We start from the raw sequence: 19,293 nt of genomic DNA on the forward strand, positions 1-19,293 counted from the left end.
CCACTCGCTTAGATATTGAGATCATTTCCCCTTCTTCATCGCGCCCTTTACAGTCAAGTCTGGATTGCAAGTTATGCCGGTATCAAGCAGCTCTGTGTCTCAATCAACTTCCCAGTTGCCAGTTCAAGCTGGCAGCGCTGCTCAGCAACCCAGCGGTCATTATCTCTGGGTTTGCATCACCTGCGGATCTCGGTGGGTTAACGGCCAAAAAGAAGGGACTAGCAAGGGAGAAATGCTGCTGTCTGCCCTGCAATCCCAAACCCTCCACCCCCAACTAACTCTAAAACCAGTTGCCTGTATGAGCGCCTGCAGCCATGCTTGCGTTGTTGCGTTGGCAGCACCTCAAAAGATGACCTATGTTTTTGGAGATCTGGATCCAAAAGATGTGGAGCTGATTCTGCAGACAGCAGAGCTCTACCTCACCAAGCCAGATGGGATCCTACCCTGGGCCGAGCGCCCTCTCAAAAAAGGGGTGATTGCTCGTATTCCACCACTGCACTGAGGAGCTTTCTCATGGCCGCTTTCACGCCCTGGATAACCCCCCTCCATCAAGCTTGGCAGGAAGTTTCTCTGACGGGTTGGACAACCCTTTATGAAGGGATCCCTGCCCACATCGACTGCTTGGGGCCGTTGCTCTACGAGCTGTTTCAAGAGCACTGGGCCGAGATCCAGGTGGGCCATGTGGCGGAAGGCGGGGTGCTGGAGCTGGCTTTCAAGAAACCTCCAGCTTTGTGCGTACTCTACGATGGCTATCTAACCGTTGCCACCGAAACTTGGCACCTGCATTTGTGTCTGGAGGAGCACCAAGGCGGCCCCCATCGCAAGACCCCACCCGAGCTGCGCCGCAAAAGATTGGTTAGCCGTGCTGCCCTCTACCGGCGCCTCAATCCCCAAGGTCAGCCCCGCATGTGGGGGATCCAATTCTGGAATGGAGCAGAAGAGCCTTTGCTGCAGATTTTTCTGCCCAGCCCCTTTTTGGGGCCAGAGGAAGACTACCTGCCGGAAGGCAAAGCAGATTACCAAAAGCTTTCTCTTTACGAGCGCATCCGCGCCATCTATGTGCAGGGGAAAGAGCGGATCCCCTATGAGGATAACCCTCTTAAACGTCCCTACCTTGCCGTCTGTCGTTCCAGCCGTTGTTATCCTTCCCGCAACTACCAACCGGTTGTGGAAGCTCTGGAATCGGCTCTTCGAGAAGCCAACCTAGACGTACAGGTTATCACCTCAGGCTGCTTGGAAGTTTGCCAACAGGGGCCCGTGGTTTTTTACTCCGGGGATCGCACCTGGTACAAGCGGGTTACTCCCCAAGTAGCTCGGCAAATTGTTTTTGAGCATTTGCTTAATAGCTGTCCTCTGAAAGACCACCTTTTTCCAGGAGATTAAAGCATGATTGGCCTGCAATCGAGTGCTCAACCTATCCCCAGATCTTGCCGCTTGATCTCAGCCCCACTTTGGATACAAGCTGCTCAAGATTTGGCCCAAGGCTGGTTCTGGCCCAGCTTGTTTACCACCGTCAGCTGTCTCAGCAATATTGCTTATACATGTACCCTTCCTTTTGTAACTGTTGGTATTGTTGCAGGCACAACTTTAACCCGCCAAAGGGCAATCATTAGTGCTTTGATAATTTGGCTGGCCAACCAAATCTTTGGCTACACCTGGCACAACTATCCCCGCACTCCCGATTCGTTTGCCTGGGGGTTGGTGCTGGGGATCGGCACGGTGGGGGTTGCTCTTGCTGCCAGCTATCGCCCTTTGTTTTTCCAGTCCAAGACCCTTCGACCAAAGCAACTGCTGATGAACTATCTCTGGATCCCGACCATGCTCATCTTGGGGTTTCTGGCTTTTGAAGGGCTGATTTTGGCCGCCGGCCTGGTTTTGGGGGGAACGGAGGGCCTGACCCTGCCCATTCTGGGCAAAATCTGGTTGCACAACTGGCTGTGGACAGGACTTTGGATTGGGATCCACACCCTGCTGGTGTGGGATAGAGGACACCGCCGGGTGTGGCTGGGAGAGGGGAAACTTCGGTAAGCCGCCCCCGTACAGGCCCTTCCCATCCCGTCAGCGGTGCGGAGTACCTTTGCAGTGATCTAGAGCACCCCCAAGAGGGATCCGGGCCAAAATAGGGGCGACCTATGTGGGAGGGGATCCCTTTGCAACTCAGTCGCGTTAACAGTGAGGAGCATTCCTGCCATCCTCTGCTCTTGGCTTCCCAACGCCTCTTGCTGTTCAGCGGCAAGGGAGGAGTGGGCAAAACAACCTTGACCTGCGCGCTGGCTCGCCAACTGGCCCAGGTGGATCCCCAGCGCCGTCTGCTCCTGATGTCCACAGATCCCGCCCACTCGTTGGGGGACGTGCTGCAAATCTCGGTTACGGATGTGGCCCAACCCTTGCCGGATCGCCCCAATTTACAGGTGCGGGCTTTGCAGGCGGAGATTTTGCTGCGGTCTTTTCGGCAAACCTATGGGCCGGCCCTGGAACTCATTGCCGAGCGGGGCAGTTGGTTTGGCCGAGAGGATCTGCTGCCAATCTGGGATTTGGCGTGGCCGGGGGTGGATGAGCTGATGGCCATTCTGGAGGTCAACCGGCTGCTGGCGAGGGAGGAGGTGGATACCGTTATCTTGGACACAGCCCCCACCGGGCACACCCTGCGGCTGTTGGAGCTGCCCGACTTTTTGGATAATCTTCTGGCTGTGTTTGCCACCTTTCAGGCCAAGCACCGGGAGATCGCCCAAGCCCTGACGGGCACCTATCGACCGGATGAGGCGGATGCGTTTTTGGCCCAGTTGCAGGGGGAACTTGAGGGGGGCAAAGCCCGCTTGACCAATCCGGAGAGCACCTCTGCTTGGCTGGTGATGATCCCGGAGCAGTTGAGCGTGGCGGAAACCCGCCGCTTTTGTCAGCAACTGCAAAGCCGCCGCGTGCCCATCGGCGGCCTTCTGGTCAATCAGGTGCTGTTTCTAGGAGAAAATACCAGTCAATCCTCACTGCCCACCGCTCTCCCCTCTTCCCTCTACTTGGCGCGGCAGCAAGAACAGGGGCGCGTGCTCAAAGCCCTGCAGGAGGAGCTGCCCGGATACTCTATCTGGGTCTGTCCTTATCAACTGCAGGAGCCGGTTGGGTTGGCGGCCCTGGATGAGCTGGTGCAGCAGCTTCGCCCCTTGCCAGAGGTGCTGCTGGAGTTGGAAGGGATCCCAGAGCAAAAAGCAGAGAGCCAAGAGAAGAGAAAGTCTCTCTTCTCCACCCTCTTCCCTTCCTTCAAGGGGATCCCGTCCCTACCGGATTTTTTGACCCAAGGGATCCGACTGGTGTTGGTGGGGGGCAAAGGGGGTGTGGGCAAGACGACGGTGGCCGGGGCCCTGGCTTGGACCTTGGCCAAGCGCCATCCCGACAAGCAGCTCTTGCTGGTCTCCATCGATCCGGCTCACTCGCTGGGGGATCTGTTTCAGACGAAACTGGGTCAGGATCCCATTCCCCTGCTGCCCAACCTGCTGGGGCAGGAGGTCGATGCGGCGGCGGTGCTGGAGCAATTCCGGCAGGATTATCTGGAGGAGGTGGCGGCCATCTTGGCGGGGGAGGGGACGGCAGGGGTGGAAGTCCAATACGACCCACAGGCGTGGCGGCAACTGCTGCAGATGCCCCCACCCGGCCTGGATGAGGTGATGGCCCTGTTGAGTGTTCTCCGACAGGAGACGAGCGGGCAGTTCGACCTGGTGGTGCTGGACACGGCCCCCACAGGGCATCTCCTGCGGTTTCTGCAGATGCCCCAGGCTCTGGAGGGCTGGGTAAGCTTGGCCCTGAAGCTGTGGCTGAAATATCGGGATGTGGTGGGCAGGCCGGAATGGGCGCAGCGGATGCGGGAGCTTTTGGCCCAGGTGCGGCAGCTTCGGCAGCAGCTCCAGGATCCCCAGTTTGTTACCTTTATCCCCGTCTTTAACCCCGAGCAAGCAGTTCTGGCGGAAACCGAGCGTCTCTTGGCGGAACTGGATGCTTTGGGGATCCCTCATCCCTACGCCGTTCTCAATCGGGTGTGGTTGGAGGATTCTACCCCCTTTGGAGAGGCCCTCCGCCGTCGTCACCAGACTCTTCTGGCCCAGCTCCCCCAGCCATTTTCCCAGCAGGCCATCTTGACCATCCCCTTCCTACATCCTCCCAGCTTGGAGAATATCGGCTCCTACTTATTGGCTCCTCAGGAGCCCTAACCTAGGGGTAGACCTTGCTCACCCAAGGAGTTATGGATCCCCATCTGGAAGAACGCGCCCGCGAGCTGCGCACCCTGCTGCAGAAGGCCAGCATTGCCTACTATGTCCACGATGCGCCCATCCTGGAAGACAGCGTTTACGACCGCCTCTACCGCGAGCTGCAAGAGCTGGAGCGGGCTTACCCTGAACTGGTCACTCCCGATAGCCCTACTCAGCGGGTGGGAGAAAAACCTGCAGAGCATTTTCCCACCGTCTTCCACCGCATCCCCCTCTACAGTTTGGAAAACGCTTTCAACCCAGAAGAACTGGAGGAGTGGCAAGAGCGTCTGCTGCGAGTTTTGGGCCGTGCCCCTGTTCCCGACAGCAGGACAGAGGGAGAGCTGGAATATGTCTGTGAGCTGAAGATTGATGGTGCTGCCTTGGCCCTAACCTACATCAATGGTCTTTTGGAGCGGGGCGCTACTCGGGGGGACGGACAGGCCGGAGAGGACATCACCCCCAACGTGCGCGCCATTCGTTCGATTCCCCTGCGGCTGGCGACAGCAGATCCGCCTCCCGTTTTGGAGGTGCGGGGGGAAGTCTATCTGGCCCTAGCCGAGTTTGAACGGATCAACCAAGAGCGTCGTTCCGCTGGGGATCCCCCCTTTGCCAACCCGCGCAACTGTGCTGCCGGTACCCTGCGGCAGTTGGATAGCCGCGTTGTGGCCGCCCGCAAGCTCAGCTTCTTCGCCTACGCCCTCCACTGGCCGGAGGGATGGCCTGCCGGGGATCCCCCGCAAACCCAGTGGCAGTGTCTGCAGCAGCTCAAGGAATTGGGATTTCCGGTCAACCCCCTTTCCCAGGTCTGTCGGGGCTTGGGAGAAGTGATCCAATTTTATGAGCGATGGCGGGGTGCCCAGCTCCCCTACGCCAGCGACGGGGTGGTGGTGAAATTGAACTCCTTGCGGCTGCAGGAGGAGGCCGGCTTTACGCAAAAATTTCCCCGCTGGGCCATTGCCCTCAAATACCCAGCTCAAGAGGTTCCCACTCGCATCCGCGCCATCCTCGCCAGCGTAGGCCGCACCGGCGCCGTCACCCCGGTGGCAGAGTTGGAGCCGGTTCCTCTGGCCGGCACCCTTGTCAGCCGCGCCAGCCTGCACAATGCCGATCGCCTGCGGGAGCTGGATGTGCACATTGGCGATACTGCCATCGTGCGCAAAGCCGGGGAGATCATCCCGGAGGTGGTCGGGATCCTGAAGGAATTGCGCCCTGCCGACGCTGTTCCCTACAGCCTGCCCAGCCAGTGCCCGGAATGCCACACCCCCTTGGTTCGTCCCCCCGGCGAAGCCGTGACCCGCTGCCCCAACCCCGAGTGCCCGGCCAAGCTGCGGGGCCAATTGCAGCACTGGGCCAGCCGTGATGCTTTGGATATCGAAGGCTTAGGGGAAAAGCGGGCAGCCCAATTGGTGGAGAGCTTGGGGGTGCGCACCGTAGCCGATCTCTACCGCCTCACCCCAGAGCAGTTGCAGGGTTTGGAGGGAATGGGATCCCGCTCCAGCCAAAAGCTGGTGCAAGCCATTCAGCGCTCTCGCCAGCAGCCCTGGGAACGGGTGCTCTACGGGCTGGGGATCCCCCATGTGGGGGTGGTCACTGCCCAGATTTTGGCTGGCCATTTTCCCACCCCTGAGCTTTTGGCCCAAGCCAGCGCAGAAACCATCGCCCAGATCTATGGGATAGGCGCGGAAGTGGCGGAAGCGGTGGTGGCCTGGTTTGCCGAGCCGGCCCATCGTCGCCTGTTGCAGGAGTTGCAGGCGCTAGGGATCCCCGCTCTTCCTCAGCAGGAGAACCCTGCCGTCTCCCAGATCCTGGCCGGGAAAAAATTCGTAATCACCGGCACCTTGCCCACCCTCTCCCGCCAGCAGGCCAAGGCTTGGATTGAAAGTCGGGGGGGCAAAGTCACCGCCAGCGTCAGCCGCCAAACCGACTACGTGGTGGTGGGCTCTGACCCCGGCTCCAAGCTGGAGCAAGCCCAACAACTGGGGATCCCCCTGCTGACCGAAGCGGAGCTGTTGGCGCTGGATCCCACCGTGGAATCCGGTGATCTGCATCCTTGACAGGGTGGATCCCGGAAAAACTTGGGTAGGGTGGGTTGTCTTAGCGGCAGGGATAATTTATGATTCACCTGTAGTGAGGAGTGGACGCCAATAGGGGGAAGCGAACGAAACACGGACAGTTCCTTCCCCTTTTTGGTTACAAAAAGGCGCGGCCACACCTCCAAAAAGTATCCAACTTAACTGAAGGATTCCTTTGCCAGTGCCAGATAAGTTCAACTATGATGGGATCAGCGGAGACGCATGTTTCCGTTCACTCCTCACACCATCTTCCGCTCGGCGTCAAGTCGGGCGGTTTTTCTATAAATCAAATCCGTCCAAAGGATGTATGACCATTCCCGATAGCAGCGAAACGGCTCACCCCTTCCATTTCCAGTTTTCCTCCTTGTAAGACGCTTGGGGAGAACCGAGGCTGTGGCGTTTGCACGGGTAGCGCAGAGCGCTGGAGAAGCTTATGGTCACTTTGAAGCAAGAATGAAATACCTCCGTTGCATTGCTTCCCAGCTCCCTTTTGAAGAGTGGGTGGTCGCGGAAGCGGCACGGAGCGCTTGGGAAGTGTCTCAATCCAGTTTGAAATGACTATATCTCCAGTCTTTCCAGTTGATCCCCATGGGAATCTCTTGGCACCCTGCCCCCTTGGGGATCCGGAAACAAGCCCTACGAGCCCAGTGGAGATGCTAGACTAGTAGGTCAGTGAGATTCCACCAACTTCGGCCTCCTTACGCTTTCGCAGCCAATTTGCGACTGGATTGGAAGGTTTAGTTTTCTTCTGGCTTTTGCCGGATTAGGATAGCCAAGAGCAAGCAGCAACGAGGATCCCATGGCCAAATATGACTCCCATCTAAAGTGCTCCTTCTGCAACAAGTCACAGGATCAGGTGCGTAAGTTGATTGCGGGGCCGGGGGTCTACATCTGTGACGAGTGCGTGGAGCTCTGCAACGAGATTTTGGATGAGGAACTCTACGACGGCAACACTCCTCCTGCTGCCGCCCCTGCCGCCAGCCGTCGCGAAACCCCCAAAAAACCCTCCCGCAGCCTGCCTTCTTTGGCGCAGTTGCCCAAGCCGCAGGAGATCATGCGCTATCTCGACCAATATGTGATTGGCCAAGAAAAAGCTAAGAAGGTTTTGTCGGTGGCGGTTTACAACCACTACAAGCGTCTGGCTGCCAAGGCCAACCCCGGTAGCGTCGGAGTTTCGGAACTGGATGAGGTGGAGCTACAGAAGTCCAACATTTTGATCATTGGCCCCACTGGCTCCGGCAAAACCCTGCTGGCGGAAACCCTGGCTCGCATGTTGGATGTGCCTTTTGCGGTTGCAGATGCTACCACCCTTACGGAAGCTGGCTATGTGGGCGAGGATGTGGAAAACATCCTGTTGCGCCTGCTGCAGGTGGCGGACATGGACGTAGAAGAGGCCCAGCGCGGCATCATCTACATCGACGAAATCGACAAAATTGCCCGCAAAAGCGAGAACCCCTCCATTACCCGCGATGTCTCCGGCGAGGGGGTGCAGCAGGCTTTGTTGAAGATGCTGGAAGGGACAATAGCCAACGTGCCTCCCCAGGGAGGGCGCAAGCACCCCTATCAAGACTGCATTCAAATCGACACTTCCAACATCCTCTTCATTTGCGGGGGGGCTTTTGTTGGCCTGGAAAAAGTAATCGAGCAGCGCATTGGCAAGAAATCGATGGGCTTTATCAAGCCAGGGGAGCAATTGTCGGTTAGCCGCGAGCAACGTATGGCCAATGCCCTCAAGGCTTTGGAGCCTGAAGACTTGATCAAGTACGGCATGATTCCCGAATTCACGGGGCGGCTCCCGGTAGTGGCGACTTTGGATCCGCTGGATGAGAAGGCGCTGGAGGCGATCCTGACGCAGCCCAAAAACGCCATTCTCAAGCAGGCGCAGAAGCTGTTGCGCATGGACGGGGTGGAACTGGAGTTTGAACCTGCCGCCATTGCTGCCATTGCCAAAGAGGCTTATCGCCGCAAGACCGGGGCTCGCGCCCTGCGGGCCATTGTGGAAGAGCTAATGCTGGATGTGATGTACGAGGCACCCTCCCGCCGCGACCTAAAGCACATCCGCATCACCGCAGAGATGGTGGAGCGCCGTTCCACCCGCGAGCTGATTCCTCACCCCTCTACGCTGCCCAAGCCTGAGTCGGCCTAGAGTCGCGGCCCTTCCGATCCCTGCTGGATGAACTTATGATCTGTTCTTGAAAGAGGGGGCAGGAGATCCTATGGCAGGGACTGCGTTCCGCTGGCGCGAACGACAGCGGGTGGATCGTGAATATGCGGTAATTGGTCTGGGGCGCTTTGGTTCTAGCTTGGCTCTCACCTTGATGGAGCGAGGGCACAATGTCTTGGGGATCGACCGCAGCCGTGAGATCGTGCAGCGCCTGGCGGATCAGCTGACGCAGGTGGTGGCACTCGATTCCAGCGATGAAGATGCGCTGCGAGCGGTGGATATCCTCTCCTTCGACACGGTGGTGGTGGCCATTGGCAGCGATTTTGAGAGCAATTTGCTGACGACGGTGGCCCTGAAAAGTTTGGGGGTGCGCAATGTGGTCTGTAAGGCGTCGACCGAGCGGCAACGCTCTATTCTCCTGCGAGTGGGGGCAGATCGGGTGGTGTTGCCGGAGCAAGAGGCAGGGCGCCGTTTGGCTCAGGTGTTGACAGCACCGGGGATCCTAGATCAGCTAGAGCTGGAGCCGGGCTACAGCATTACGGAATTACAGGTGCCGGAGGCGTTGGTGGGCCATACGCTGGCGGAGTCGGATCTGCGTCGCCGCTTCGGCATCACGGTGCTGGTGGTGAAGCGAAAGCAATCGCTGGTGGTCTCTCCCCCCGCAGACTACCTGCTGGAAAAGGGGGATTTGCTGGTGGTTCTGGGGGCCAATACCAACATCTCGCGGCTGAATGAAATGTAGGGAGGGATCCGATGAGAGAGGACTCCGCCCCGCTTCCGCGAGAGGAGAGCTCTGAGCGCTTGGTTCCACCGGTGCCATCCCGCGCCCGCTACCTGCCGACACCGGGCTCGGCATTGTCTCAGTCCTCTAGGGCCTTCGGGAATCGTCTGCAGTGGTTTTTCGGGGGGGACAGGCGTCGCCCGCTGCCACCGCCATTGCGGCTGGTCACAGGGTTGGGGCTCTTGGCAGTGGTGGGAACTTTGGTGCTCATGTTGCCGGGGATCGGGCGCGGGGATCCCTTGAGCTGGAATGAGGCGCTGTTTACGGCCATGTCGGCCCTGAGCGTGACGGGGCTCTCGACGATTGTGGCGGCGGAGGATCTCACCCTGCTGGGCCAGATTGTCTTGCTGATCCTGATTCAGATTGGCGGGGTGGGCTTCATGGTGTTGGCGGTGGTGGTGTTTCAACTGATCGGGCGGCGCATTTCCCTGCTCAATCGCTTGGCGCTGTGCAATTCGCTGGGGCTCATCGATCCGGGGGCGATCCTGGAATTGACTCGGCGGGTGCTGCTGGGGGTCACCCTCATTGAGTTGGGGGGGGCTCTGCTGCTCTGGGTGCACTGGCGGGATCTCTATGGGCCGGGGCGGGCAGTTTTTCTGGCTATTTTTCACGCGGTGTCGGCCTTTTGTAATGCAGGATTCGACCTGTTTGGCCGGGAAGGGATCCCTACAGATGGTCTGTCGCTGGCGATTTTGGCCAGTCTGATTTTTATCGGCGGTTTGGGCATCCCAGTTTTGTCGGATTTGTTAACCTGGCCACGGGGCCACCGCCCCTCTCTGCACACCCGCATTACCCTAGGCGTGGTGGTGGTCTTGCTCTGCACGGGCGGCATTGGTTTGTTCTTGGGAGAGAGCTTGCCCGGTGGATCCCTGCTGGAGGTAAGCTGGCCCCACCGCTTGGGCCTGACGTTTTTTCAGTCGGTTTCTGCCCGAACGGCTGGGTTTGCCGCGATCCCCATTGAGGATTTGACCCCGGCAAGCCAGTTGCTGCTGATGGCTCTCATGTTTATTGGGGCAGCGCCAGCTTCCATGGGGGGCGGCATGACCACCGGCACCTTTGCCGTGTTGGTGTTGGCCCTCTGGGGCTATGCCCGCGGTTTGCCCAGCGCTCAGATTGCCGGGCGCAGCTTGGATCCCTCCATGGTGCGCAAGGCGGCAGCGGTGTTGACGGTTTCTCTGTTTGTGGTATTGTTGGCGGCTTGGTTGATTTTGCTGACCCACAGTAACAGTAGGTTGGATCCGGTGTTGTTTGAAGTGATCTCCGCCTTTGCCACCTGCGGCCTCTCGACGGGCTTTACCGGGGAGCTCAACTGGTTTGGCCAACTGATCATTGTGCTGGTGATGTTCTGGGGCCGGTTGGGGGCATTGACCATTGTCTTGGCCTTGGCTCAACAACAGCCCCGCCCGTTGGTAACCTACCCTGAAGAGTCGATCCTAATCGGTTAGTCCAGAACTGAGGAGAGAGCAGCCTCCGTTAGACTGAGTAAGGGATCCCTTCGTCCCTCTCGTTACCGGGAGCCATCCGTGTCCAAGTTCCTTTTAATTGGTTCTACTGAGCCCTTCAGCGGTAAGTCGGCTGCCATCTTGGGTTTGGCCAAGCATCTGCAGCAGCAAGGGATAAAAGTCACCTATGGGAAGCCCATCGGTTCTTGCGAGCGAGAAGATTGCTCGCTGGAAGGGGGCGATCCGGATATGCGCTTTGTGGCGGAGTCTCTGCGGCTGACGATGGATCAAATGCCGCCGATGCTGCTCCGGCTCAACGAAGAGGCTTTGCTGGCTCAAATGAAGCGAGCTCCCGGGGATCCAGCTCCAGAGTGCCCGGTTGCCCCTCTGTTGGAGTTTGTCCAGCGCTCCCCTGCCGATTTGGTGCTGCTGGAAGGCCCAGCCGATCTTTACGAGGGGGAATTGTTTGGCCTGTCGCTGGCCAAGATGGCCCAAGCCCTGGATGCTCCGGTACTGCTGATCAGTCGCTACCATTCCTCCTTGGCTGTTGATTCTCTTCTCTTTGTCCATCGTCAACTGGGATCCCATTTGGCAGGCGTGCTGCTGAACGATGTGCCACCTGACCAAATGCAACCGGCAAAAACGATCATTCGGCCTTTTTTGGAGGGACAAGGGATCCCGGTCTTGGGCATTTTGCCCTCCCATCGCATTTTGCGCAGCATTAGCGTTGGGGAGTTGGCGCGGCAACTGGATGCTGAGGTGCTCTGCTGCCCGGATCGGATGGACTTGATGGTTGAAGACATCGCGGTGGGGGCGATGAACGTCAACTCGGCCTTGAAGTACTTCCGTAAGCTGGATCACAAGGCGGTGATCACCGGCGGAGACCGCACCGATATTCAACTGGCCGCCCTAGAAACTTCCACCCTCTGCCTGATCTTGACCGGCAAGCTCCCTCTGGATCCCCGCATTCAGTCTCGAGCAGAAGAGCTGGAAGTGCCGATCCTCTCGGTGGATCTGGACACCTTCACCACCATCAACCGCATCGAACGGGTTTTTGGGCAGATTCGCCTGCACGAGGAGGTGAAAGTCCGCTGCATCCAAGAGCTAATGTCAGCGAATTTTGACTTTTCCCGTCTCTATGCCCATTTGGGCTTGACACAACCCCTAGTGTCGGCGGTAGGTGCATAAGAAAAGTTATTACTGGCTTCTCTATATTTGGTGTCTAAATAGATATTTCTTCGAGATTGAGCACTATATCTGATCAAGACGAAATAAGCTCAGTTTTGACGCGCTGGTCTCTAGTGTCTGATGCTTTCCAGTATCTGCAATGATTTCTGCAAAAAAACGCAGGGATCTATCGCCGGTTTGGCCTACTCACCGAATTCGAGAGATATCATGCGAGTATTCATCACCTCAACACACCACTCCTCCCCCAGATTTTCTGGGGGTTTTTGTTCGCGCCGTTTTGGCAGAATTTCCCTGTCTCTCTAACCTTACGTCACGTGAGCTGGTGTTGACGAGGTTTATACTACTGATAGTGTAAAGTAAAACTTTCCCGGAACTAGATACACTAAATAGTGGTGCCGGCACGCCCTTGTGCGGTAAGATGCAGTGTCTGTTGTCGAGCCGGGATCCCAAATCTTCCCGTTAGCATCGGATGAGCACCATGACCAAGGTTTCACGGATGCGCAGCCGCAAAGGAGCGCGCCCCAGCCGTCTGGTTGCCTGCCCCCACAGTGGCATCTTCACCGACGGGGGATGTTCTCCCAATCCGGGGCCAGGGGGATGGGCTGTGGTGGTGGTTCAAGATGATCAAATTGTGGAAGAGTTTTGGGGAGGGGATCCCGATAGCACCAACAACCGCATGGAGTTGACCGGCCTCATCCGGGCCTTGCAATATTGCCGCCACACCCAGGGCAACGGCGTAGATACCATCTACAGCGACTCCCACCTTTGCGTACAGACCTACAACGACTGGATGGATCGCTGGGCAGCGCAGGGGTGGCGGCGGCGCACCGGGCCGGTGGAAAACTTGGATCTGGTTCAGGAACTGTATCAACTAAAGCAGCAGTGCCCTCAGGTGCAGGTGGTTTGGATCCAGGCTCACGAAGGGTTGCGCTGGAACGAGTACGTGGATGAGTTGGTCGCTCGCGCCCGGCCAAAGTAACAATTTCTACATATTCCGATGTATGAGGCTGCGATCACAGACAGGCTCTGAGTCCATCGCCTATCCTCAAGAGGACGGCTCGTCGCAGGTGTGATATGAAGACCCAACTTCAGTGCCGGTTTCGTCCTCTCTCCCTTACGTTGATGGCGGTGGGGGGCTCTTGGCTCCTGGGATCCTGCCAACTCAGAGGGCCACAGGTACAGTTGCCCGGCGATGTTCTGCCGGAAACCGCGCTGGTTCCCCAGTCGGCGCCCCTGGTGCTGACCTTTTCTACCCAACCGGAAGAATCTTTTCGCACTCACCCTGACCTTTTGGCCCAGTGGGAGAGCTGGACGGCAGAAGCTTTGGCTGAAACCGGCAAGGAGTTCTCTCGGGAAGAGATGCAAGCTTGGGCTGGCGAGCAATTCACGATGGCAGTGGTGATCCCCAATCTGGTGCCCGGAGCTGCCGAGCCGGTGCCTGGGATCCTGTTTGGAGCCAGCACCCGCAACGCTGATTTGTCTGGGCAATTCTTGGCCCAGGTGCGGCAACAGGCAGCAGCAGAAGGGGCCAACTTCGAGCAGCGCCAGGAGCAGGGGGTCACTCTCTATGTGCAAACCAACGGGGAGCCGGGCGAGCGATGGGTGACTGCTGAGTTTGGCAACCGTTTTGTGGCGGTGGCCAACGACCCGAGGGTGATGCAGCAGGCGATTGCTGTGTATCGCGGCGAAGCAGAGCCGATTGGCCGCTCCGAAAGTTTCCGCACCGCCGTTGGCGATCTGTATAAGAGCGGCACGCTGGCCTTTGCCTACTTCAACTTCCAGGCTTTGCAGGAGGATCCCGAATCTTTCAAAGACTGGATGCAGGATCTGGATCCGGCGACGCTGGGATCCCTGCAACCCCTGCGCTCTTTGGCCATGGCTGCCCACTGGCAGGAGCAGGGCCTGCGGCTGCGCATGTTGACCCAGACCGATCCGAAAACCCAGGTGCAGGGGGGGTGGCAAACGGCTCGCGGCGAACTCATTCAGCGGCTGCCCGGCAATGCCTTGGCGGTGCTGACCACCCAGCAGATTGCCCAGCGCTGGCAAGCCGTTATGCCTGAGCTGGAAAAAGATCCGCCGGTCAAGGAGTCGTTAGAGGAGCTGCGGGCTGAGTTTCGCGCCAATACCCGTTTGGACTTGGAAAAAGATCTGCTGGCTTGGATGGATGGGGAGATGGCCCTGCTGGTGGCACCGGATGCCCAGGCCCATCCCCTGTTGCAGGGCATGGGAGCAGCCTTGGTGATCGAGACCAGCCAAAAAGACAAGGCCAACGCGGCCCTGACTCAGTTGGATCGGCTGGCCCAAGAATCCGGAGTAGGGGTAACGGAAGCCGGTGGGCAGGTGATCTGGGCGGATCCCTTGTTTAACCGCCCGCTTTTGACCCGCGCCTGGGAAGGCAACTATTTGATCGTGACCAGCAGCACGGCGGCGCTGCAAACCCTCGCCCAACGCCAGGGCAATTTGCTTCCCCAAACCGAGCCGCTGAAAACCCTCTACGATCAGTTGCCCAAGCCCAACTACGGCTACTTTTTGCTGAATTGGCAAGGGATCCGAACAGTGCTGGAGGCCACACTACCGGGTGGTTTGGCAGGCTTGGAGCCGGAGGCCCGTGAGCTGCTGACCCGCATCGGTGGGCTGGGGATTACCAGCTACCCTGCCGGGGATCACGCCTTTGGGGTGGAGCTGCTGGTCACCGTACCACCAAAGCCCCAGCGATAAAACCGTGTCTCACGTTCTTCAGTCTTCCTAGGGGTTGGGGGTGAGGGCTATAGCCGAATTAGGCCATAGGTAAGGGCATAGCGAACCAGCTCGGTGCGGCTGCTGGTGCCCGTCTTGTTCAGCAGGCGGGTCACGTATTTTTCCACGTTGCGCACGCTGGTTTGCAGCTGCTTGGCAATCTCCTTGTTCATCAGCCCTTCTGCCACCTTCTCCAACACCTGTTGTTCCCGCGGCGTCAGCTCTACCTTGATGGGTGGGGGCAGGGGGGTGGGGGCAGAGGTCTGGGCAGGCGTGGCTGTGGCAAGGGTGCGCTCCGACAGCAGGGCGCGAATCGAGGCCAGCTCGCGGGCCACCACCTCCGAAGGGCTGGCAGCGCGGGATCGCTCAATGAGATTGGAGACGATGGCCACCAGCTCCTCCGGATCGAAGGGCTTGGGCAAATAGGCATCGACACCGGCCCGGTAACCCTGGATGCGGTCGGCGGTCATCCCCTTGGCGGTGAGGAACACCACCGGCAGGTGGCTGTAGGGCTCGAGTTTTCGCAGTTGGGCCAAAAATTGATAGCCATCCATGCCCGGCATCATGATGTCGGAGATGATCAACTGAGGCTGGGCCGTGCTGAGCAGTTGCAGAGCCTGCTGGGCGTTGGCCGCCGGGATCACCTCAAAGCCGCTGTCCTCGAGGTAGGCTTGCACCGCTTCCCGTAAGCCGGGTTCATCATCTACTAGCAGAATGCGGGCTGCTGGACTGGCAGCAGGGGGTTCGGGTTTGGCTGGGGGAGAAGAGGCCATCTGCAGCTCCTGGGTAGCGTTCAAGCGTTTGGCGGCACCTGCCATCCCATATCTCTACAATCTTCCTACTAACCTGTGGGCAATCTCAGGCGAAAACAGGAGCCTTGGGGGGAGCTTTCCACCTGGAGATCTCCGCCCATCCGGGTGGCCAGGTCGCGGCTAATGGCCAACCCCAGCCCCTGCCCTGGCTTAGAAAGATCTGCCCGAAAAAAGGGATCGAAGATCCGCTCCAGGTTCTCAGGGTGGATGCCGGGGCCATTGTCACAGACGGCAACGAACACTTCCCGTTGCGAAGCAGTTGAGGGATCTTCACCCAGCTCCACCTTCAGCCGGATCTCACCTGGGGGCGGGGTGTACTTGCAAGCGTTGTCGATCAAGTTATCAAGCACCTGCCGCAGGGCACGCGGATCGGCTTGTACAGGGGGTAGGGAAGGGGGCAGGACGGCTTGAAAGTGGTGTCCCTGCGTTTCGGCCAAGGCTTGATAAATGGGGATCCACTCCCGCAGCAGGTCGGCCAAGGAGAGGGGCTGAAGCTGGAGGGGGGCCGGGATCCCGTCCCAACGCTCAAACTCCGCCAACAGCTCCTGTAGATGTTTGCACTCCTGTTCAATGCTGAGGCCAATCCAGTGGTTGCGATCCTCTGGGGGCAAGCGTTTTTGTAATAACTTGGCCAGCGTGCTTAGGGCGGTGAGAGGATTGCGCATTTCGTGAAGCAAAGTGGAAAGCTGCTGGGCAGAGAGAGTGACCCCCTTGACCTTGGGTTCTCCGGCTCCGCAGACGGGTTCAGGCTCTGGGTGGTGTTCAGCAACTTTTCTGGCTCTCGGCATGGATCCAATCTCTAGACTCTCCCGGCGCTGGCAGATCGATCCTAGCCCTACCTCCCCTGCAATCCGCCATATCAATCCTGAGACGCTATCGGGATCCCAACCGGGTGGCTTATAGCTGGCGGGGCAGGTAGATGTTGAGAATTTCCCCCCGACGGGCGCGATGGCGCACGGTGAGGTAGCCCCCCAAGGCGCGGAACAGAGTTTGGGTGACGGGAAGGCTGAGGCTTACTGCACCTGTGTCCGGCTGCACGACCAACAACTGCCCAATGGCCTGAGGGGATTTGGGCTCTGAGGCAACAGTGGCGTCGCTGCCCTCAGGTGTGTTGACCTGAAACTGAAGTTTGACCAGCTCCCCTGCGCTGACCAACTGGGCGCGAATGTGGCTGCCAGCCGGCGTGCTGCGGGCAATGCGGTCGACCATGCCAAACAGCACCGCTTCCAGCGCCTTGGGGTCGCTGACCACATCCGGCAGCTCATCGGGAATCTCCAACTCCAGTTGGGATCCCCGCCGTTCCACCTGCTCCTGCCAGCGAGGCAGGTTTTGCCGCACCAAGTCCACCAGCGCAATGGGCTCTAGCTGAAGCCGACGCCCCTCCTGTGGGGTAGCAGCGGGCATCACCGTTTCTGTAGCCTGGAAAAACAGCCCGAAGCGGTTGATTTGCTCGGTACATTCGCGGTCAATTTTCTCCACGTATTCCCGTACCCGCGACGGCAGATCGTGCCGCTTCAGGATGAGACTAACCAAGGTGCGGATGGTGCTGAGGGGCGTCTGGATCTCGTGGATGAGAGCCCGCAACAGTTCTGCCTCCGAAAGGCTGTTCTGTTGGCCTTGACCGGCAGGCTGGCCATGGGAAGGAGGAGACCGCCGCTTCTGCCAATCTTCTGGCCGGGTTGTGGGCGCAGGGGAGTTCTCGGCTCTGGCGGGGGGTAAGCGAGCGGGCGGGGATCCCGACTCGGCCAGGTTTCCCAGCAGAAGAAGGCTGCTGAAGCGGGCCAGCACCCGCACATGAGGCTCCATGAGGGGATGGTGCTTGATCAGCTCCTGCCAGAAGGGCAAGCGATCCGGCCTACCCTGTTGAACCCGCTGCTCTAGGATCTGCCAAGCCCGATGCACCACTTCCGGCTCAAAAGACACCATCATCCCCCTCTGCCGCGTGTGGGGGTGATGCCCTTGGGCGGCCACCGCCGAAAAAACAGGGGTGAGCACCAGCAAAAAAGGCTCCTCCACCAGGGGATCCTGCGGCAGGAGAGGGATCACCGTCTGGCCAGGGGTCAGAATCGACTCGGGGGACAAGTCGGGGGTAAACAGCCAGGGATCTTCACGGGCCAGCTCCCGCAGCTTCAGGTTCGGTTCTGGAGCGTCAATGGGCGACGGCAGTTGAGGCAGCGGATCCCGAACCACCCAGGGGGGCCACCAAGACACCGGCCCACCGATCACCACCCCAAACTGTCCAACTTCTTGCCATAGCTGGAGCAGGGCTGCCACCGTCTGCTGCCAGGAGCGCTCTCCTGCCCCCGGCAACCATTCCGGCAAGGGCAGATCGGCCCACAAAGCTTCCATCAAGGACAGAAATCGGCGGCTGTTCACGGATCTCTTTGACCCATCCTTCCCTTGTAGGGTAGCGGTTGTGGCCCCTCTGGGGCAGGGGAAAACCTCACCTTTTCCGGGGCGGATCCCCGTCTCACTCAGGGACAAGAATCCTCGTCCTCATACGATAGCGAGTCTGTCCAATCAGCCTACCCGTCCATCCGGCAGAGTTGCCCCGCGCAAATTGGCCCCGCTGAGGTTGGCTGTGCTCAGATCGGCTCGGGTTAGGATTGCCTCGCCGAGATCGGCATTTTCCAGGTTGGTGCGGCCCAAATAGGCATCCACCAGGTTGGCACACCGCAAATCGGCCCCGGCCAGATTGGCCCGACTCAGATCTGCCCGCGCCAGTTTGGCCGAGCACAAAGAACTCGCGGAAAGATCGGCTGCGGCCAGATCCGCCTCGCTCAAGTTGGCCTCTGTCAGATTCACCTGGCGAAGTATCGCCTCCTTCAAGTTGGCCCGCGCCATCTGCACCCCTTGCAGGTCTGCCCCCAAAAAAGAAACCCCCCTCAGGTCGGTCTCGCTCAGGATGGCTCCCTGCAAACGGGCTTGCTGCAGGCTGGCCCCTTGCAAGTTGGCCTTGATCAAACTGGCCTCTTTTAGGTTGGCCCCGCTCAGGTCGGCCCGTGTCAAATCCGCTCCCGACAGGTTGGCTCCGCTGAGATCAGCGCGGCTAAGATTGGCGTTGCGCAATACCGCTCCCCGGCGGCTATCGAAACGGAGATTAGCCCCCCGCAAGCAAGCTCCCCCCAAGTTGGCACTGGTGAGGTTGGCCCAACGCAAATCCGCATCCAGCAGGTTGGCATCGATCAACAGAGCCAGCGTCAGGTTGGCCCCATGCAAATCTGCCCCTTGTAGGGTGGCGCCGTGCAACTGGGCATCTCTGAGGTCCGCCTCGCTCAAGTCCGCCTGGCTGAGGTTGGCCCCACCAAGGTTAGCCCCGACGAGGTTGGCCTTCTGCAGCTTGGCCCGCCCCAAGAAGGCGAAGATCAAATTGGCACTGTGCAGGTCTGCTTGGGAGAGATCCACCCCGATCAAATCGGCCCGGCTCAGGTCAAGGGCGGCCAGGTTTTCGCCGGCAAAGTTGATCCGTCCTGCCCGGTAAAGCCGAAGCAGATCCTTGGCATCCATAGAAGAGAGGGGAGAGCATGACTCTAGTCAATAATAAGCTCAACTATACTGAAAATAATGTATAATATGTTCAGTACGGATTACTACCAGTTGATCTTTCTGTTTACTTTCGAGTCTGCCAACATGGTAGCCAAAGCAAAGCAGAAAATTGGTAGTAAGACGACACGGAAACTGCGCTTTGGGTATTCTACTCAAAGCTTTGCGGGATACCGCCATTCTGTTTGGAAACAAACAGAATGCTATCGCTGCATAGTTGAACAGTGATGTTCAGCAGTGTTCAGCGTAAATGTATCAGCTGCACTGGTGGTTATTCTAGATAAGGATCCGGGCGTTTTCCCAACACTCGGCGCGGC

The 19,293-nt window shown here is 58.8% G+C and carries 15 protein-coding genes; 11 read left to right on the forward strand and 4 right to left on the reverse strand.

Features of this window, described 5'->3' with window-relative positions:
- Window positions 1-73 precede the first annotated feature (73 nt).
- From ACVW0C_RS04955 to ACVW0C_RS05005, 11 genes are all read left to right on the forward strand, one after another.
- Window positions 74-502, forward strand: coding sequence for a DUF1636 domain-containing protein (locus ACVW0C_RS04955; protein ID WP_457384513.1), 429 nt, complete (start codon window positions 74-76; stop codon window positions 500-502).
- An 11-nt stretch (window positions 503-513) separates the two neighbouring features.
- Entirely contained in the window at window positions 514-1,383 is an 870-nt protein-coding gene (locus tag ACVW0C_RS04960; RefSeq protein WP_457384514.1) for a (2Fe-2S) ferredoxin domain-containing protein, read from the forward strand.
- Window positions 1,384-1,617: 234 nt separating this feature from the next.
- Entirely contained in the window at window positions 1,618-2,028 is a 411-nt protein-coding gene (locus tag ACVW0C_RS04965) for a hypothetical protein (protein WP_457384515.1), read from the forward strand.
- 122 nt (window positions 2,029-2,150) lie between these two features.
- Complete coding sequence (locus ACVW0C_RS04970) at window positions 2,151-4,199, forward strand: ArsA family ATPase (RefSeq protein WP_457384516.1); 2,049 nt, start codon at window positions 2,151-2,153, stop codon at window positions 4,197-4,199.
- Window positions 4,200-4,231: 32 nt separating this feature from the next.
- Complete coding sequence (ligA, locus tag ACVW0C_RS04975) at window positions 4,232-6,292, forward strand: NAD-dependent DNA ligase LigA (protein ID WP_457384517.1); 2,061 nt, start codon at window positions 4,232-4,234, stop codon at window positions 6,290-6,292.
- An 817-nt stretch (window positions 6,293-7,109) separates the two neighbouring features.
- Window positions 7,110-8,456, forward strand: coding sequence for an ATP-dependent protease ATP-binding subunit ClpX (gene clpX, locus ACVW0C_RS04980; RefSeq protein WP_457384518.1), 1,347 nt, complete (start codon window positions 7,110-7,112; stop codon window positions 8,454-8,456).
- A 70-nt stretch (window positions 8,457-8,526) separates the two neighbouring features.
- Window positions 8,527-9,216: a potassium channel family protein gene (locus ACVW0C_RS04985; RefSeq protein ID WP_414329043.1), complete on the forward strand. Its 690-nt coding sequence runs from the start codon at window positions 8,527-8,529 to the stop codon at window positions 9,214-9,216.
- Window positions 9,217-9,227: 11 nt separating this feature from the next.
- The gene (locus tag ACVW0C_RS04990; protein ID WP_457384519.1) at window positions 9,228-10,700 is read left to right on the forward strand and encodes a TrkH family potassium uptake protein; all 1,473 of its coding nucleotides are present in this window, start codon (window positions 9,228-9,230) and stop codon (window positions 10,698-10,700) included.
- A gap of 78 nt (window positions 10,701-10,778) precedes the next feature.
- Window positions 10,779-11,885, forward strand: a complete 1,107-nt coding sequence (locus ACVW0C_RS04995; RefSeq protein ID WP_457384520.1) for a phosphotransacetylase family protein — start codon at window positions 10,779-10,781, stop codon at window positions 11,883-11,885.
- 478 nt (window positions 11,886-12,363) lie between these two features.
- Window positions 12,364-12,864, forward strand: a complete 501-nt coding sequence (locus tag ACVW0C_RS05000; protein WP_457384521.1) for a ribonuclease H family protein — start codon at window positions 12,364-12,366, stop codon at window positions 12,862-12,864.
- A gap of 95 nt (window positions 12,865-12,959) precedes the next feature.
- Window positions 12,960-14,603, forward strand: a complete 1,644-nt coding sequence (locus ACVW0C_RS05005; protein WP_457384522.1) for a DUF3352 domain-containing protein — start codon at window positions 12,960-12,962, stop codon at window positions 14,601-14,603.
- A 47-nt stretch (window positions 14,604-14,650) separates the two neighbouring features.
- On the opposite strand, the gene ACVW0C_RS05010 is transcribed toward ACVW0C_RS05005, so the two are convergent.
- The 4 genes from ACVW0C_RS05010 to ACVW0C_RS05025 form a co-directional block, all read right to left on the reverse strand.
- Window positions 14,651-15,394, reverse strand: a complete 744-nt coding sequence (locus tag ACVW0C_RS05010) for a response regulator transcription factor (protein ID WP_011432966.1) — start codon at window positions 15,392-15,394, stop codon at window positions 14,651-14,653.
- Window positions 15,395-15,462: 68 nt separating this feature from the next.
- On the reverse strand, window positions 15,463-16,221 hold the full coding sequence (locus tag ACVW0C_RS05015; RefSeq protein ID WP_457384523.1) for a sensor histidine kinase: 759 nt from the start codon (window positions 16,219-16,221) through the stop codon (window positions 15,463-15,465).
- A gap of 109 nt (window positions 16,222-16,330) precedes the next feature.
- Window positions 16,331-17,809: a sensor histidine kinase gene (locus tag ACVW0C_RS05020; protein WP_011432968.1), complete on the reverse strand. Its 1,479-nt coding sequence runs from the start codon at window positions 17,807-17,809 to the stop codon at window positions 16,331-16,333.
- A gap of 144 nt (window positions 17,810-17,953) precedes the next feature.
- The gene (locus ACVW0C_RS05025; protein WP_457384524.1) at window positions 17,954-18,940 is read right to left on the reverse strand and encodes a pentapeptide repeat-containing protein; all 987 of its coding nucleotides are present in this window, start codon (window positions 18,938-18,940) and stop codon (window positions 17,954-17,956) included.
- Window positions 18,941-19,293 lie beyond the last annotated feature (353 nt).

The sequence above is a fragment of the Thermostichus sp. OS-CIW-26 genome (genome assembly GCF_054058395.1).

What these genes read in the sequence shown, in the direction of transcription:
- ACVW0C_RS05025 (WP_457384524.1), bottom strand. Translation starts at nt 18,940, where the DNA reads ATGGATGCCAAGGATCTGCTTCGGCTTTACCGGGCAGGACGGATCAAC.
- ACVW0C_RS05000 (WP_457384521.1), top strand. Translation starts at nt 12,364, where the DNA reads ATGACCAAGGTTTCACGGATGCGCAGCCGCAAAGGAGCGCGCCCCAGC.
- ACVW0C_RS04960 (WP_457384514.1), top strand. Translation starts at nt 514, where the DNA reads ATGGCCGCTTTCACGCCCTGGATAACCCCCCTCCATCAAGCTTGGCAG.
- ACVW0C_RS04955 (WP_457384513.1), top strand. Translation starts at nt 74, where the DNA reads ATGCCGGTATCAAGCAGCTCTGTGTCTCAATCAACTTCCCAGTTGCCA.
- ACVW0C_RS05015 (WP_457384523.1), bottom strand. Translation starts at nt 16,221, where the DNA reads ATGCCGAGAGCCAGAAAAGTTGCTGAACACCACCCAGAGCCTGAACCC.
- ACVW0C_RS05010 (WP_011432966.1), bottom strand. Translation starts at nt 15,394, where the DNA reads ATGGCCTCTTCTCCCCCAGCCAAACCCGAACCCCCTGCTGCCAGTCCA.
- ligA (WP_457384517.1), top strand. Translation starts at nt 4,232, where the DNA reads ATGGATCCCCATCTGGAAGAACGCGCCCGCGAGCTGCGCACCCTGCTG.
- ACVW0C_RS04985 (WP_414329043.1), top strand. Translation starts at nt 8,527, where the DNA reads ATGGCAGGGACTGCGTTCCGCTGGCGCGAACGACAGCGGGTGGATCGT.
- ACVW0C_RS05005 (WP_457384522.1), top strand. Translation starts at nt 12,960, where the DNA reads ATGAAGACCCAACTTCAGTGCCGGTTTCGTCCTCTCTCCCTTACGTTG.
- clpX (WP_457384518.1), top strand. Translation starts at nt 7,110, where the DNA reads ATGGCCAAATATGACTCCCATCTAAAGTGCTCCTTCTGCAACAAGTCA.
- ACVW0C_RS04990 (WP_457384519.1), top strand. Translation starts at nt 9,228, where the DNA reads ATGAGAGAGGACTCCGCCCCGCTTCCGCGAGAGGAGAGCTCTGAGCGC.